Source organism: Vibrio sp. VB16, assembly GCF_015594925.2.
In the GTDB taxonomy this organism is placed as follows: domain Bacteria; phylum Pseudomonadota; class Gammaproteobacteria; order Enterobacterales; family Vibrionaceae; genus Vibrio.
The window spans coordinates 2452426-2467547 of the sequence record NZ_CP087590.1 but is presented as its reverse complement, the minus strand read 5'-3'; the positions used below and the strand labels follow the sequence as shown (position 1 = coordinate 2467547).

At 41.8% G+C, this 15122-nt stretch carries 10 protein-coding genes; 6 read left to right on the top strand and 4 right to left on the bottom strand.

Features of this window, described 5'->3' with window-relative positions; genetic code table 11:
- Positions 1-100 precede the first annotated feature (100 nt).
- From IUZ65_RS11120 to IUZ65_RS11105, 4 genes are read left to right on the top strand one after another with little or no spacing between them, the layout of a single operon-like run.
- Positions 101-1432 (top strand): nitrous oxide reductase family maturation protein NosD, encoded by a 1332-nt coding sequence (locus IUZ65_RS11120; RefSeq protein ID WP_229638045.1) that lies wholly within the window; start codon positions 101-103, stop codon positions 1430-1432.
- The gene (locus IUZ65_RS11115; protein ID WP_195703793.1) at positions 1429-2355 is read left to right on the top strand and encodes an ABC transporter ATP-binding protein; all 927 of its coding nucleotides are present in this window, start codon (positions 1429-1431) and stop codon (positions 2353-2355) included. Before IUZ65_RS11120 ends, IUZ65_RS11115 begins: the two co-directional genes overlap by 4 nt.
- Complete coding sequence (locus IUZ65_RS11110) at positions 2352-3170, top strand: ABC transporter permease (protein WP_195703792.1); 819 nt, start codon at positions 2352-2354, stop codon at positions 3168-3170. The genes IUZ65_RS11115 and IUZ65_RS11110 overlap by 4 nt, the downstream gene beginning before the upstream one ends.
- Positions 3171-3180: 10 nt before the next feature.
- Positions 3181-3675: a nitrous oxide reductase accessory protein NosL gene (locus tag IUZ65_RS11105; protein WP_195703791.1), complete on the top strand. Its 495-nt coding sequence runs from the start codon at positions 3181-3183 to the stop codon at positions 3673-3675.
- A 93-nt stretch (positions 3676-3768) separates the two neighbouring features.
- Here the strand turns inward: IUZ65_RS11105 and dcuC are convergent, their stop codons facing one another.
- Positions 3769-5139 (bottom strand): anaerobic C4-dicarboxylate transporter DcuC, encoded by a 1371-nt coding sequence (dcuC, locus tag IUZ65_RS11100; RefSeq protein WP_195703790.1) that lies wholly within the window; start codon positions 5137-5139, stop codon positions 3769-3771.
- A gap of 361 nt (positions 5140-5500) precedes the next feature.
- Positions 5501-7819, bottom strand: coding sequence for a 5-methyltetrahydropteroyltriglutamate--homocysteine S-methyltransferase (gene metE / locus IUZ65_RS11095; RefSeq protein WP_195703789.1), 2319 nt, complete (start codon positions 7817-7819; stop codon positions 5501-5503).
- Between the two features lie 487 nt (positions 7820-8306).
- Between metE and IUZ65_RS11090 the strand changes: the two genes are divergently transcribed.
- The gene (locus IUZ65_RS11090) at positions 8307-9884 is read left to right on the top strand and encodes a BCCT family transporter (RefSeq protein WP_195703788.1); all 1578 of its coding nucleotides are present in this window, start codon (positions 8307-8309) and stop codon (positions 9882-9884) included.
- Positions 9885-9956: 72 nt separating this feature from the next.
- Here IUZ65_RS11090 and IUZ65_RS11085 read toward each other — a convergent pair whose 3' ends face one another.
- Together IUZ65_RS11085 and IUZ65_RS11080 are read right to left on the bottom strand one after the other, a co-directional pair.
- Positions 9957-10673, bottom strand: coding sequence for a 3'-5' exonuclease (locus IUZ65_RS11085; protein WP_195703787.1), 717 nt, complete (start codon positions 10671-10673; stop codon positions 9957-9959).
- A gap of 3 nt (positions 10674-10676) precedes the next feature.
- Positions 10677-12560, bottom strand: a complete 1884-nt coding sequence (locus tag IUZ65_RS11080; RefSeq protein ID WP_195703786.1) for a DUF294 nucleotidyltransferase-like domain-containing protein — start codon at positions 12558-12560, stop codon at positions 10677-10679.
- A 540-nt stretch (positions 12561-13100) separates the two neighbouring features.
- Here IUZ65_RS11080 and IUZ65_RS11075 point away from each other — a divergent pair.
- Positions 13101-15071 (top strand): methyl-accepting chemotaxis protein, encoded by a 1971-nt coding sequence (locus IUZ65_RS11075; protein ID WP_195703785.1) that lies wholly within the window; start codon positions 13101-13103, stop codon positions 15069-15071.
- The last annotated feature ends 51 nt before the right edge of the window (positions 15072-15122 follow it).

Here is a 15122-nt window from a genome sequence, read left to right as displayed (position 1 = left end):
TTTCTCAGTAGTTGAGTAACGAACTGATGTTGGGCTCCTTCATTGTCATTTGAGGGAGTCCGAACAGTGACCTATTTTTAATCTGTGTAGGATTCGTCGATTGAAAAAGAGAACGTGCTTCATTGCGATATGGTTTAGCTTGTTTAGTGGCAGTCTTTGGGCGAACCTCATTACCGTAAACCATTCGGATAATTTACAGAAAAAACTCGATTTAACCCAAGATGGGGACACGGTACTCATTCAGCCTGGTATCTATTTTGGTCGCTTCGTTGTTACCAAAGGTATTACAATTAAAGGGCAGGATGGGGCAGTTATAGACGCAAACGGGTTGGGTAATGCACTCACGTTGCATGCATCGAATATCAAAATAGACAATCTTACTATCATTAATTGGGGCAGTGATCTAACGGAACAAAATGCGGCTATCTATCTTGATACCAAACAAGAGAACATCACGATTAGTAATAACCGATTGAAAGGTGATGGATTCGGGATATGGTTGCAAAAATCCAGTCGTATATTGATAGAGAATAACAAAATTGAAGGCAACCCCGAGTTGCGTTCGGCAGACCGAGGAAATGGCGTTCAACTTTCTGGTGTGAAACTTGCCAAAGTTATTGGTAACGAGGTGAGCGGTACACGGGATGGCCTATACATCATTGCCAGTCAAGATAGTGAACTTCGAGATAATGTTATGCACGATTTACGCTACGGCATACATTATATGTACTCCTATAGTAATCGAGTTATTTCAAATACGGCTTACAATACTCGAGCCGGATACGCCTTGATGAGCTCAAAACATCTCATTGTGCAAGGTAACCGCAGCCGTAACAGTGAAGATTACGGTATGTTAGTGAATTTTATTACCTATTCCGATATCAGTTTCAACGAGATTAACAATGTCTGGACTCGACCGGAAAATAAAGTGATGGGGCGAGAAGGCAAAGGACTATTCATATATAACTCAGCCTATAACACCATTAGCTACAATCGAATCGAAACGGCCGAGATTGGTATTCATTTAACCGCGGGTTCTGAAAACGGTAAGATTTTCGGTAATAGCTTTATAAATAATCCGGTGCAAGTGAAGTATGCTTCCAATCGCCAGCAAGAGTGGAGCCAAAATGGTGTGGGAAATTTTTGGAGCAATTATCTGGGCTGGGATCTAGACAATAATATGATAGGGGATACACCGTTTGAGCCGAATGACGGTATAGACAAGATGGTTTGGAAATATCCAGAGGCGAAGGTGTTGTTGGATAGCCCTTCTGTGCTCATGCTTCGTTGGATTCAGAAACAGTTCCCAGTATTAAAACCAGCGGGTGTCCGAGACTCATATCCGTTGATGTCCCCGATGAACATTAGGGAGCAAGCAAAACAGCATAGCGAAATCAAGAAACCGACTGATGGAATAGGAAATAACTCATGAGCTATCCAGTTGTAACGCTAGAGAGCGTCAGCAAACATTACAAAAACCTTCGGGCATTGGATGGTATCAACTTAACGCTAAATAGCGGAGAGATATTGGGTCTGTTTGGCCATAATGGTGCCGGTAAAACCACCATGATGAAATTGATTTTGGGTGTTATCACGGCCAGTGATGGGCAGATAAAAGTATGTGGTGTCGACCCCAAAAGTAAACAGGCTTGGAATAGCCGGAAAGAGATAGGTTATCTACCAGAGAATGTCAGTTTTTATGAACAGTTGACGGGGCATGAGGTCCTGACCTATTTCTCGCGTTTAAAATCTGTGCCAAAGGGGCAGGTTAGTCCGCTTCTTGAAAAAGTAGGATTATCAAACGCGATGCATCGGCAGGTGAAAACCTATTCAAAAGGGATGAGACAACGTCTAGGTTTAGCGCAGGCATTTTTGGGTAAGCCAACGCTACTACTACTGGATGAACCGACGGTCGGGCTTGATCCTATTGCCACTCAAGAATTCTATTTGAGTGTTGACCAACTTAGAAATGAAGGCGCAAGTATTATTTTGTGCTCGCATGTATTGCCAGGTGTTGAGCAACATATCGACCGCGCTATGATACTGTCCAACGGAAAGTCGATTGCGATAGGGACGTTAGATGAATTAAGGCAGCAAGCGAATTTACCCGTTGTTATAAAGACTCAAGGTATCAATGGTGCGTTAGGACAGAATGAAAATCTGAGCCAATTTATTGTGGACGCGACGCAATTACACATACCGCAAGAACTTAAAGTCAACGTGCTAAAACAACTATTAGATTACGACTCGCTCGATGATATACAAGTAGAGAATGCGAACCTAGAACAGATATACCAGTATTATCTACGAATGGCGGCCGGCGAAATTAATAAGAATAATAAGGGGGCAATATGAATCCAGTTTTTGCCGTTGCACTAAAAGAGTTTCAAGATAGTCTGCGAAATCGATGGTTTGTATCAATTACATTTATCTTTTCATTGCTTTCAATCGGTCTTAGCTATTATGGAAGTCTGGCATCGGGTCATATCGGTTCACCTTCGTTGTCCACCACCGTTGCGAGTCTCTCAAGCCTATCCGTTTTTATCATACCGTTGATCGCTTTATTGCTATGTTACGACAGTTTTGTTGGTGAACATGAGTCGGGCACATTACTGTTGTTAATGACCTATCCAATAAGCCATGGACAGCTGTTATTAGGGAAGTTTCTGGGGCAGGGCAGTATTATCACTCTCGCCACTATTTTGGGTTTCGGTAGTGCCGCTGTATTGCTAAGCATTACGACTGATATGCAAGACGTCGGTCGTTCATTCACCCTCTTTATTGTCACCTCCAGTCTATTAGGGCTTTGTTTTGTCGCACTGGCTTATATCATCAGCGTATCGGTTTCTGAAAAATCGAAAGCAGCAGGTATTGCGTTGATCACATGGTTGTTTTTTGTTCTCGTTTTCGACCTCGTATTACTGGGACTGTTGGTGGGTTCTAGTGACGCGATAACTCAACACGGCTTGGTTCAGTTAATGATGTTTAACCCCGCGGACTTGTTTCGATTGATCAATTTGTCGTCACTGAGCAGCAGTGATGTGAATGGCGTGCTTGCGGTGGCAATCAATAGCAGCTTCTCTACCGGCACGCTACTTGGCGCAATGGTGGCATGGGTAGTTATTCCTTTGGGGATTACATTAATTATTTTTAGACAAAAAAACTTATAAGAGGCATGAAATGATGAAAGAAAAAACGACGAAATGGACGCTATTACTTGCCCTGTGTATTGGGCTGATTGGCTGTGGCGAGACCTCTCAAGAAAAAATGTTAAAACAAGCCGTCGCGATAGAAACCAGTGATGAGTGCCATCTTTGCGGCATGATTATTTCTAATTATCCGGGACCAAAAGGCGAGGCGTATCAAACGGGTGGTGAAGAGGTAGTGAAATTCTGCTCTACGCGAGATCTCTTTGCGTACTTATTACAGCCTGAAAATGAAAGGCAAATTCAACAAGTTTTTGTGCATGATATGAGCAAGACACCTTGGCAAAAACCAAACGATGAGCATTTTATTGATGCCAAAACAGCGTGGTTTGTTATAGGGTCGAGTCAAAAGGGAGCGATGGGCAATACGCTTGGCAGTTTTAGCAAACAAGAAGATGCCAAAGCGTTTAGTGTAGAATTTGGCGGTGAGCTCTATCAGTTTAAAGACATTACGATTGATATTATTTAGAACGTTGTAGTTGAAATTAGGCCAATAAAAAATGCTAGTCAGTTACCTGACTAGCATTTTTAATATCAACAATTTGCTTTTAGTTAATCTAGATTAACTGGCCATCATAGGTACAAGGACAACGGTCCCTATAATCACGGTGATTAGACCTGCAAACACGGGTACCGACGTTCTTTTTACTACTTCGAATGGGCTGATTTTACCCATACCTGATGTTGCGACAATAACGCCAGAAACAGGTGAGATAGTACGACCTAAATTCGATGCTTGAAGCATTGGAATAATTAGGAAGGCTGGGTTTAGACCCAGTTTATCGGCTAACGCTGGTGCGAGTTCAACAAACGCGTAAAACGGCGCATTACCAGAACCGGTTGCGACTGCAGCAGCAACGGTCAAAATAGTTAATAGAAGCATCAGAGCAATACCGCCTGCGCCTGCTTGGTCAGCTAGGTGAAGAAGGTTATCAATAGCACCGATAGACATTAGGCCTTGAGCAAATACACCCGCCGCAACCAATAGCATGACCACACCTTTGAAAGCATCCGCCATCCCTTCATAGCAAGAATCCATATCTTCTAGCGTTTCTCTACCTTTAAAGCCTTTGGTTATGTAATCGACCATAGCACCTATGAATATCGATAAAACAACAATGGTATAAATGTCTAGGCTCAAACCTTCAATCGTTCTGCCGTTAAACAAAAAGACACCGAAAATAGGAAGGAATGGAAGCGCCGCGTAATACGCTGGTGCTTTAACTTCCATAGTAGAGATATCTACTTTTTCCATTGGTGTGTTTTCTTTTTTGTCTAAATATTTGTTCCAAAAATAGGCAGCAGCAGACATGACAACAATGGCGCAAAGTGAAACTGGCAATACGGTTTGAACAGCAAATACATCCAATGCCATGCCGGCTTTTTCAGCAGCAACCACAACATCACCAGATGTCGGAGATAGAATGATGGCGGCAGGAGAAGCACAAACGGCGACAGCAGCCGGACGGGAAATACCCATTGCTGTCATCATTGGGAATAACGTTGCCATTAAGAGCACACCAAGACCTGTTGCTGAACTTACAGCAAGAGACATTAAGCAAGCAACAATGTAGGCAGCAACTAAAAGAATATAAGGTGATTTAATGACAGCTAAAGGTTTTGAAAATTGTTTTACTACTACATTATTTGCACCAATATGGGTCATATAAGCCGCAAAGCCACAAAGCAACATGATTTGCATGCCTAAACCACCGCCACGGTGCTTTAGCATAAACTTAATGAATTCTAGTGAATCTGTGAAATAATTACCTGTGGAAGCGATTTTGGCCGGTAAAACCGTATGACCAAGTATGCCTGTCAAAATAAGGAGCAACAAACCTGCTGTAAGCAGTATCCCTGCTGGTCTGTAACCTTTTACAATGAAGTAACCTACTCCAATTGTTATTACCAATCCAATGATTAGTTCTAGCATTTCTACCTCTGCATAAATTAAGAAAAAGTCTTTTCGAGGCGAAATTAAAGCACTTGAGCATTAAATTCCGTGATCTATATTAAGTATTTTTGCTTCTTTCTGCTCAATTTCACCTTACGCGATGAGGGCCACATTTTCATCTGCTTTTTTTAAAATAACTGGAACATAATAAGGCACCTATTTCACCAAAAAAATGAGATGTAAACACAATATCGCAACTATTTAGCAATATTTTAACCTTACATAAATAGTGGATAATTTTTTGATTTTATTCGTTGAAAAGGACATGGGATGGATATTTCGTATTATATCCATCCCATGTGCATTTTTTATCAAGGGGGTGGGTGTGTTAACGGATGTATTAAGCTTTCGCTTTTGACAACTCAATACGCAATGTTTTCGCGGCAGAAACTAGGTTTGTAAGCGCGGCTTCAGTTTCAGACCAGTTACGCGTTTTCAGGCCGCAATCAGGGTTTATCCATAAACGTTCAACTGGGATCTTTTCCGCGGCTTTCTTCATCAAATTCACAATCCATTCTTCAGAAGGAATGTTTGGTGAGTGTATATCGTAAACACCGGGACCAATTGCATTTGGATAATTAAACGCTTCAAATGCTTTTAGAAGTTCCATATTAGAACGAGATGTTTCGATGGTAATGACATCGGCATCCAGTGCGGCTACGGAATCAATTATTTCATTGAATTCGCTATAACACATGTGAGTGTGAATTTGAGTCTCTGGTTTAGCACTGGCCGCTGAGATCTTAAATGCATTGACTGCCCATTTCAGATACTCAGTATGCCGACTCTTTTTAAGCGGTAGGCCTTCACGAATAGCAGGTTCATCTATTTGTATAATGTTAATACCTGCATCTTGTAAATCAGACACCTCGTCTCGTAGCGCAAGTGCCAACTGGTTTGCGATCTCTTTGCGTGAGATGTCCTCTCGTGGAAATGTCCAACATAGAATGGTGACGGGGCCTGTTAGCATCCCTTTTACCTTCTTGGTCGTTAATGATTGTGCATAAGTGGACCATTCCACGGATATTGGTTTTTCTCGTTCAATATCTGCGATCACTACCGCCGGTTTCACACAGCGTGAGCCATAGCTTTGTACCCAACCAAATTTCGTTGTTTGGAAACCTGATAAGTTCTCAGCAAAGTACTCTACCATGTCATTACGTTCTGCTTCTCCATGAACCAATACATCTAGACCTAGTGATTCTTGGCGTTCTATCGCATCGGCAATGTGCCCTTTCAGGGTTAGTGCGTAATCAGAAGTTGATAATTGACCAGTGCGATAGGCGTTACGTTGGACACGAATTTCATCCGTTTGAGGGAAAGAACCAATCGTCGTCGTTGGAAGCAATGGTAAACCTAGAACGTCAGACTGCCGTGCAGAGCGTTCGGAATATGGAACGCTTCGTTCAGCAAGCTCATTTGTGATAGTACTAACGCGCTTTTTAACCTGTGGCTTATTCACTTGTATTGAACTTTTACGCGACACAATGGGTTGGCTGTAAGTTTCACATAACAAAATGGCCTTTTGATCCCCATCAAGAGCGGCACCCAGAACACTGACTTCGGTTACTTTCTGCTTTGCGAACGCAAACCAATTTTTTACTTCTTCACTAATCTGGTCTTCTAATTCCAGATCCACTGGGCTATGTAAAAGTGAGCAGGAACTTGCTATCCATAATTTATCACCCAGCTTTTCTTTTACGGGCTGGAGTTTAGATAACTGAGAAGCGAGATCGGTACGCCATACATTGCGACCATTGATGACACCTGCAGAAAGAACCCAATCATGCGGCAGTTTTCTTAATACTTCATTAAGCTGCTCTGGTGCGGCTGAAAGATCAATGTGGAGACCATTAACGGGAAGTTTAATGATCTGGTCAAGTGTGTCTGTTACCGTATCAAAATAGGTTGTTAATAGGATTTTCAGGTCGCTTTGTAGTGTTTGATAGGCAACCTCAAATGAATTAGCCCAGAGTTCGTCTAGTTCGAGAGAAAGAATTGGTTCGTCTATTTGCACCCATTCAATACCTAGATTAGAAAGCGTTGTTAGAATAGTTTGATAAGCGGTTAATAAACGAGGTAATAATGACAAACGGTCAAAACCTTCGTCTACTTCTTTACCAAGATAAAGGTAGGATATGGGCCCAAGAAGTACCGGTTTCACTTTATGATTTGCCTTTATCGCTTCCTCTATTTCATCAAACAGTTGTGACCAACTTGCCTGAAAAACGTCATCTTTGCTGAATTCAGGGACAATGTAATGATAATTAGTGTTGAACCATTTTGTCATGTCTGATGCTGCTTTATCTTTTTTCGAATCAGAATTTCCACCACAACATACAGATTGCGTTTTCGATTGGCCGCGGGCAATACGGAATAGGGTATCAAGGTCAGGGTTGGCTTCTTTGTGTCGCTTGGGTTCGTGACCAAGAAGAAGCGTGGTGGTGAGCACATGGTCGTACCATGCAAAATCACCTGCGGTAGCAAAGCTTAAATTTGCATCAGCTTGAACTTTCCAGTTTTGATGCCTTAATTTACTGCCTACCGCTTTGAGATCAGATTGATTACTTTCACCTCGCCAATATTTTTCTAGAGCAACTTTTAATTCTCTTTGTTCGCCAATACGTGGGTAACCTAAGATATGAGTTGTCGTTGTCATGTGTCTATTCCTTATGTGTTGAGTGTATGTTTTAGAATGTCCATTCTTACTTTTTATTGTGTTTACATCCCCTAAGGATGTCTGGACGTCTAAATAATTACTCTAAACGGAATCATGAACAATCTCTAAGTATTCATCTTGATTATTAATATTTTGCATGTTGAGTCAATGCGGTTGATTGTTGCGGCTATTGGATGTCGCTACATTAATAGTAGGCTTATGTTTTGTAAGATAATTGTAGGAATGTGTTCAGTGTTTTTGATGAATGCTGTTTTAGGGTAAACTGAACATGGATCGAGGTGAAATGAGCATGAAAATCGCTTATTTAGCGACGAAGAGAGACGGCAAATCGCAGAGAGTTCAGGGGGTTTTACAGAGTAACTCCCGTCAATATTAACCGATTGGGGCAACCAATTTAGAAAGTACGGCTCGAATGAAGTACACTAAAGCCTCACAATCAAATGGAAATTTTTCTAAATGAGGACCAATGGATACCAAAAAAGATAAATACAGTATTAATAATACCGACTACACGGTCGGACAAGATAATATTCAAAAGTGGGGTTTTGATGTACATAATCCTGTTTTTGGGATCAGTGCTTCCTTAATCGGCCTCTTTTTAGTTGCCATTTTGCTGGTTGAACCGGAAACATCGAAGTCCGTATTAGACGGACTAAAGTGGCAAATAATTGGTGCCTTTGATGGACTGTTTATGTGGTCAGCCAATATTTTTGTTGTTTTTTGTTTGGCAATGATAGTTTCGCCATATGGAAAAATTCGTATAGGTGGAGACGAAGCAAAAACGGACTATACAATGATGTCATGGATAGCAATGCTATTTGCGGCAGGTATGGGTATCGGTCTAATGTTCTGGGGAGTTGCAGAACCGGTTGCTTACTTTACCGGATGGTACGAAACGCCACTCAATGTTGCTGCTAACACACCAGAAGCCGCTAAGCTTGCACTTGGTGCAACCATGTTCCACTGGGGACTTCACCCGTGGGCAATTTACGGTGTTGTTTCTCTATCGTTAGCGTTTTTTGCTTACAATAAAGGCTTGCCGCTCTCTATGCGTTCGGTCTTTTATCCGATTTTAGGCGATCGTACTTGGGGATGGCCTGGACACGTTGTTGATATTTTAGCCGTAATTGCTACGTTGTTTGGTCTTGCTACGTCACTTGGACTCGGGGCTCAACAGGCAGCCAGTGGGTTTCACCATGTGTTCGGTATTGATAATGACTTAACGTTGCAAGTTATCATTATCTTCGTCGTGACGTTATTAGCGGTTGTTTCAGTGGTTCGTGGTATTGATGGTGGCGTAAAAATTATCAGTAATATCAACATGCTTCTAGCGCTCGCGTTATTGGTGTTTGTTGCCATGCTGACTGCTGCAGTATCGATGGGAACTATACCAACTACCGTCATGGGGTATATTGAAAATATTATTCCGTTAAGTAATCCAATTGGTCGTGAAGACCAAGCTTGGATGCATGGCTGGACTGTTTTCTACTGGGCCTGGTGGATTTCATGGTCACCTTTTGTCGGTATGTTTATTGCCCGTATTTCACGCGGTCGTACTATACGTGAATTCGTGACGGCAGTATTGATTGTTCCAACGGTAGTTACGACGCTTTGGATGTCGGTATTTGGTGGTGTGGCTATAAATCAAGTCACTAATAATATTGGTACGTTAGGCGAAAAAGGGTTAACAGAAGTACCGCTTGCCATGTTCCAGATGTTTGACGCATTGCCAATGGGCAGCATTCTTTCTATGTTGGCTGTTGTGTTAGTGTTGGTCTTCTTTGTGACGTCATCGGATTCCGGTTCACTGGTTATTGATAGCATCACATCAGGTGGTAAAGTGGATGCACCCGTTCCACAACGTGTATTCTGGGCATTGGTTGAAGGTGCGATTGCTGCGGCTCTTGTTTGGGTAGGTGGCACTGAAGCTATTCAAGCCTTACAAGCCGGTGCTATTTCGACCGCCTTACCGTTCACCATTATTTTGCTGGTGATGTGTGTAAGTTTGCTTATGGGCTTGCGGACAGAGAAACGACCTTACTAATTTTCTGAATTGATAGATAAAAACAAAAACCGAGTGATTAATTAGCACTCGGTTTTTTTTATCACTAAAGTGTCACAACCACAGTTTATTGATGGGCGTCTCGGGGCTAAAATGGTAATAAATTTGCGCTTGCAGTAACTCGGCAGTCGCGATGGCATCGGTTAAGGCATCGTGCGGAGGGTAGGTGGGTAGGTTATAACGTGTTCGGCTATTGGCAAGTCGAATCGAAATCGGACGAGTATTTTTAAACCAGTCCATGAGTTTTTTAGGCTGAGTTTTTTGAATATCTGCTTCAATCTGCATGGTATCGATTACAGGAAAAACAATGCCTTCATTAATCAAACCACGAAGTGCTGCATCAAAAAAGTCACGCTCTATTCTGCGATAATGTACCACCACGACCTTGCCGGCTAGCTCATCTAATAACTGCTCCAAAATACGCAGTAAATCAGGTGCCCCTTTCAAATCGGAATGGGTAATACCATGAATTATTATCGAATCTTCCTTGAGTTTGTCTTCTGGTGTGACAAACCAGTGTTTCGCAGATCTACAAGCAATTCGTTGTAGCGTGAAGGGAACTAGACCGATACTTATAATGCTATTTTGGTTGGCATCTAGGCCAGTGGTTTCAAAATCTAAGGCGACGAATTCAATATCCTTGAGCTGGGTGTCACCATGGTAAGTGCTGGTATTATAAAAATTGGTCAGTCGGCTATCTTTACTCTCTGACGACTTTATATGTAAAAAAGCCTTCCAGTTTAAGATCTCTTGGTAATTGAGATTTTGCATTGGTTACCCCTTCATGCTATTGGCACTATAGCGGAACTTTAAAAAGTTTTGGGCACTGCTTAAAACCAAAAAGGCATCTTTCAGATTACGTCTTTCAAAATCGGACATGTTTTCAGGCTCAATATTGTTGTCGGGTTCTTGCTCTGCTTTAATGTCTAATGCTTGGTGGCGAATACGAACCAAGGAGATGAATTCCATCGCATGTTGCAGGTCTTTCCCTTTTGATGGAGGCAAGATCCCTGCTTCGATGATGTCTTCTAATCTATCAAATGAATTCTGTGATTGGGATCCGATAGCGAGAGCGTGTACACGGATCAGATCAGCTAAAGGTGCCGTACCTCGTCTTTTTAAATTAATGGAGTTGTTATGGCGACCATCTTTTTCCATCACAAAGTCTTTAAAGAAGCCTAGCGGTGGTGTGCGATTTATTGCATTTCTTGCAAGGCAGGCCAAGAAACGGTTATTCTTCTTCGCTTTTCTAAGGATAAACGCATTTAATTGTTCTGCCCATTTTGGTCTACCATACACACCGTAGAGATCGAAAAAGATGGAGCAATTAAGCAGCGTTTTTGGGTTTGGATTCTCAATCCAACTTGAAAAACACTCTTCCCATTGAGACTGCGTTTTTCGATATTCAGGATTCGTTGCCATAATGTCACCCGTGCAATAGGTATAACCGCACGCGGCTAAACCATCACAAACATAAGCAGCAAGTTCTTTAAAGTAGTCACCATGTAACGACTCTTGGTATTCATTATCGAGAATAATAGCATTGTCTTGATCGGTAACAATAAGCTGTTCATCACGCGCCATAGAGCCTAACGCTAAGAAGCAATAAGGTACGGGCGGTGGCCCGAGCTTCTCTTCGGCCAGTTCAAGAAAGCGTTGCTTAAAACTTCTACCAATTTCCGACATGGCTCGCCCCACCATGTGTGAGTTGGCATCCTCATTGACCATACGGACAAAACAATCTTTAAGTTGATTCGATAATACAATCAAGTCTTCAATGCTGTTTTGCTGAAAAATACTGCTGACAATTAACAAGCTGTTTTGGGATTCATAACGAATGATATCGGTAACTTCAATAACACCAATCGGTTGTTTGTTTTTTAGAATGGGCAGGTGGTGAACGTTGTAACGAAGCACGAGTAACATGGCTTCAATAATATAGGCGTTGTGGTCTAAAGAGATAAGTTCTGTAGACATCACTTCAACCACTTGGGTATCGACATCTAACCCTTGCGCGATAACTTTTGCACAGAGATCTCGTTCGGTAATAATACCAACAAAGCTATCACCACCTTCATCTGCTAGGTTTGGGTCATTGATGAGCGCCGCAGAAACATTCTCTTCTGACATTATTTTCGCGACGTTTCGGATGGTCGTCGTGGTAGGCAGCATCACGGGTTCGCCACTGAGCAAGGTCTTTACCTTTGACGTGGTCAGTGAATTGGCATCATCACTATTATCTTCAACCGCTTGCCGTAATCGAATACTACCTTCTACTTCAACAAAGTCTGCAAAGGTGTCAAAGCGCTCGCAGAATTCTTCAAATATTTTTTCTGGAATACAGTATAGAAGGGTGTCTTTCAGCGACTTGGCTGGGAAACGAACTTTCTTATTCGTTAGCAGCCCCATTTGCCCAAATAAGCCACCCTGATCAAGACGGTTATAAAGCTCACCAGTACGACGATATATCTCTACTACGCCACTACGAATCATGTAGAGGTCGTGTATTTTATCACCAAATTCAATGATCATACTGTCCGCTCGGTAGTATGAGATCTCTACGCTATTTGCCACTTCGATTAATGCTTCTTCAGGCAGCTGATCAAAAGGAGGGTATTGGCAGATGAAATTTCGAATTTCCAGTAGTTCGACTTCCATGATTCGCTCGATATTAATGATGATTAGAATATATGTTCAACAGTATATGGTATCTACAGGATATATGCAGCTAGCCGATCGCAAGACACCCGATGATTAAAGCTAAAGGTGAATGAAAATTTTAATGAAAACTTACATATTACATGATCTTAAATTTGATCTTAGAGGCGTGTGTCCCGGCTGGAGTGTCCAGCAAATTGATGAGCATACTGGACATCAAGAGTTCACTATGACTGCAGACAGATAACAAAGATTTTAAGCAAGGAATTAACGTGGGCTTCATCCTATTTAAGAGGCTCATCGCATTAATTCAAGATAGGTATTGTTAATTGTGAATAAGTGAGCAAAAGAGGTGTTCATCAAGTTTTTTGTCTAAATAAATAGCTAGTATAAACAAACATAACCGCAGCATATATTATGCTGCGGTATTATTAGTTTTGGTATCAGTCTTTGCAGAGGAAAACTTACGTACAGAGCGCATAAATGAGAAGTCGTTAGGTACTAACAATCATTCTTTTTATTAAGTAGAGGAATAGCTCAGTGTTAATTCGACATAAGTTACTAGCAGGAAGTCTCTCTTTATTAATCGCGGCATTGTTGGTGTTGTTTGTTATCATTCAATACTTTGTAACGCCCGTTATTCGTCAACAATCTATCTTAAACGCAGAACTTAAAGCTCAAAGCACAGGAGAAATTGTTGCTAAAGAACTCGCTAAAACTGCGGTATTGACCAAAAATTTAGCATCATTGGCAGAAATCTTACCTTTAGAAACATCGCAATTTATTAGTCAATTAGAGCCATTGATTGCAAGTGGAACGGGTGTCGCGGGCGGTGGTATCTGGCCTGAACCTAACAAATTAATCGCGGGTGAAGACAAATCCTCACTCTTTTGGGCGAAAACCAGTCCGGGCCGTTTTGAATTATTAGATGACTATAACGCGCCATCTAGCAGCCCTTATCAACAAGAAAGTTGGTACCAAGATGCGAAAGGAACTGAGCCTGGTGAGTGTGTTTGGTCAGCGGTATATACCGATACAGTCTCAAATACTCAAATGGTCACCTGTTCAGTAGAAATAGAAAGAGAAGGCAGTTTCTGGGGAGTGGCGACGATCGATGTTGAACTTGCTGGGTTAGATGGTCTTCTTATGGAAGAGAATAAAACGAGTGGTTCTTTTGGATTTATTGTTGATCAGTCGGAACAGTTGGTTTCAATCCCAATGCTACGATCTGAAAATTTATCGATGCAAACATTGCAAGATGTCGCCCAAAGTGACGCTTCTTTAAAACCGTTTGTTACTGCGCTGAATCGCAATGATGATAAACCAGTTGAGCTTGACGAAGGGGTGATTGCTGATGACTCTTCAATTCTGGTCACCTATACCCTGCCTGAACAAGGTTGGCGTTCTGGTATCATTCTTCCTGCCAGTGTGGCGATGCAGTCTGTCTATACTCTCACCAAAGCTCTGTATGCTTCTTTTGTGTCTCTAATTGTCGTCTTTGTGGCTATTTTGCTGTTGGCTGGAAATCGACTGCTTAACCAAATTAAGTCCACTACAGCACAGGTTAAAATGTTGTCCGAAGGTAACATGGACAACAAATTGGATGTGAAGAGTAAGGATGAAATGGGTCAACTCTGCTCTGCTATTAATGACTACGGCGACAATTTGGTTGATATCCTAACTAAGGTTCAAAATGAAGCAGAAAAAGTCAAAGATAATGCAGAATCTATAAATCAATTGAGTATGTCTGCAACGAAAAGAGCCAGTTTATTAATGGATGAAAATCATACTTTGGCTACAGCGATAAATGAAATGTCTGCCACAGCAACGGATGTATCCCAAAATGTCGTGTCTGTTGCAAATATTACGGAAAACTCAGCCGAGTTAGTCAATGGCGGATTCGAGTTAATTGAAAGTAGTGGTGAGTCTATCAATCAATTATTCACCAATTTAAGTGATGCATCGAAAACGATAGAGCAATTATCACAGGACTCCCAAGAAGTCGGTTCAGTTCTTGATGTGATTATGAATATCTCTGAACAGACGAATCTGTTGGCGTTGAATGCCGCTATAGAGGCTGCACGCGCAGGCGAATATGGCAGAGGATTTGCGGTTGTAGCGGATGAAGTTAGGACGTTGGCGAGTCGGACACAAAAATCTACGGTTGAAATTGAAACCATGATCAAGAAGCTGCAAGGCGCTGCCAAGGACGGTGTTGGTGTAATTGATAATTGTAGGGAGCTGTCTCAAACGGTTAATGAACGTTCTAATAATACTCGGACTCAGTATGAAAGTATTGTTACTGCTTTCAATGACATTAGAGATAGAGCCACGAGCATTGCTGCTGCGACAGAAGAACAGGCGAAAGTGACCGAGAGTGTCGATGAGTTAGCAGAACGTATTCGTCATATCTCTAATAAAAATGCGGAAGACGCGGAAGTGTTTAACTCTGTAAGCCAAGAGTCAATGGATCAAGCGCAGCGCCTATATGCGATAAGTCAAAAAGGGTAATAGTTATGTGAGCCTCAACGTACGCTTGAACGCGTCCGTTGAAGCTGACTT

Coding starts and splice junctions, on each gene's coding strand:
- IUZ65_RS11115 (WP_195703793.1), top strand. CDS start 1,429: ATGAGCTATCCAGTTGTAACGCTAGAGAGCGTCAGCAAACATTACAAA.
- IUZ65_RS11110 (WP_195703792.1), top strand. CDS start 2,352: ATGAATCCAGTTTTTGCCGTTGCACTAAAAGAGTTTCAAGATAGTCTG.
- IUZ65_RS11105 (WP_195703791.1), top strand. CDS start 3,181: ATGATGAAAGAAAAAACGACGAAATGGACGCTATTACTTGCCCTGTGT.
- dcuC (WP_195703790.1), bottom strand. CDS start 5,139: ATGCTAGAACTAATCATTGGATTGGTAATAACAATTGGAGTAGGTTAC.
- metE (WP_195703789.1), bottom strand. CDS start 7,819: ATGACAACGACAACTCATATCTTAGGTTACCCACGTATTGGCGAACAA.
- IUZ65_RS11090 (WP_195703788.1), top strand. CDS start 8,307: ATGGATACCAAAAAAGATAAATACAGTATTAATAATACCGACTACACG.
- IUZ65_RS11085 (WP_195703787.1), bottom strand. CDS start 10,673: ATGCAAAATCTCAATTACCAAGAGATCTTAAACTGGAAGGCTTTTTTA.
- IUZ65_RS11080 (WP_195703786.1), bottom strand. CDS start 12,560: ATGGAAGTCGAACTACTGGAAATTCGAAATTTCATCTGCCAATACCCT.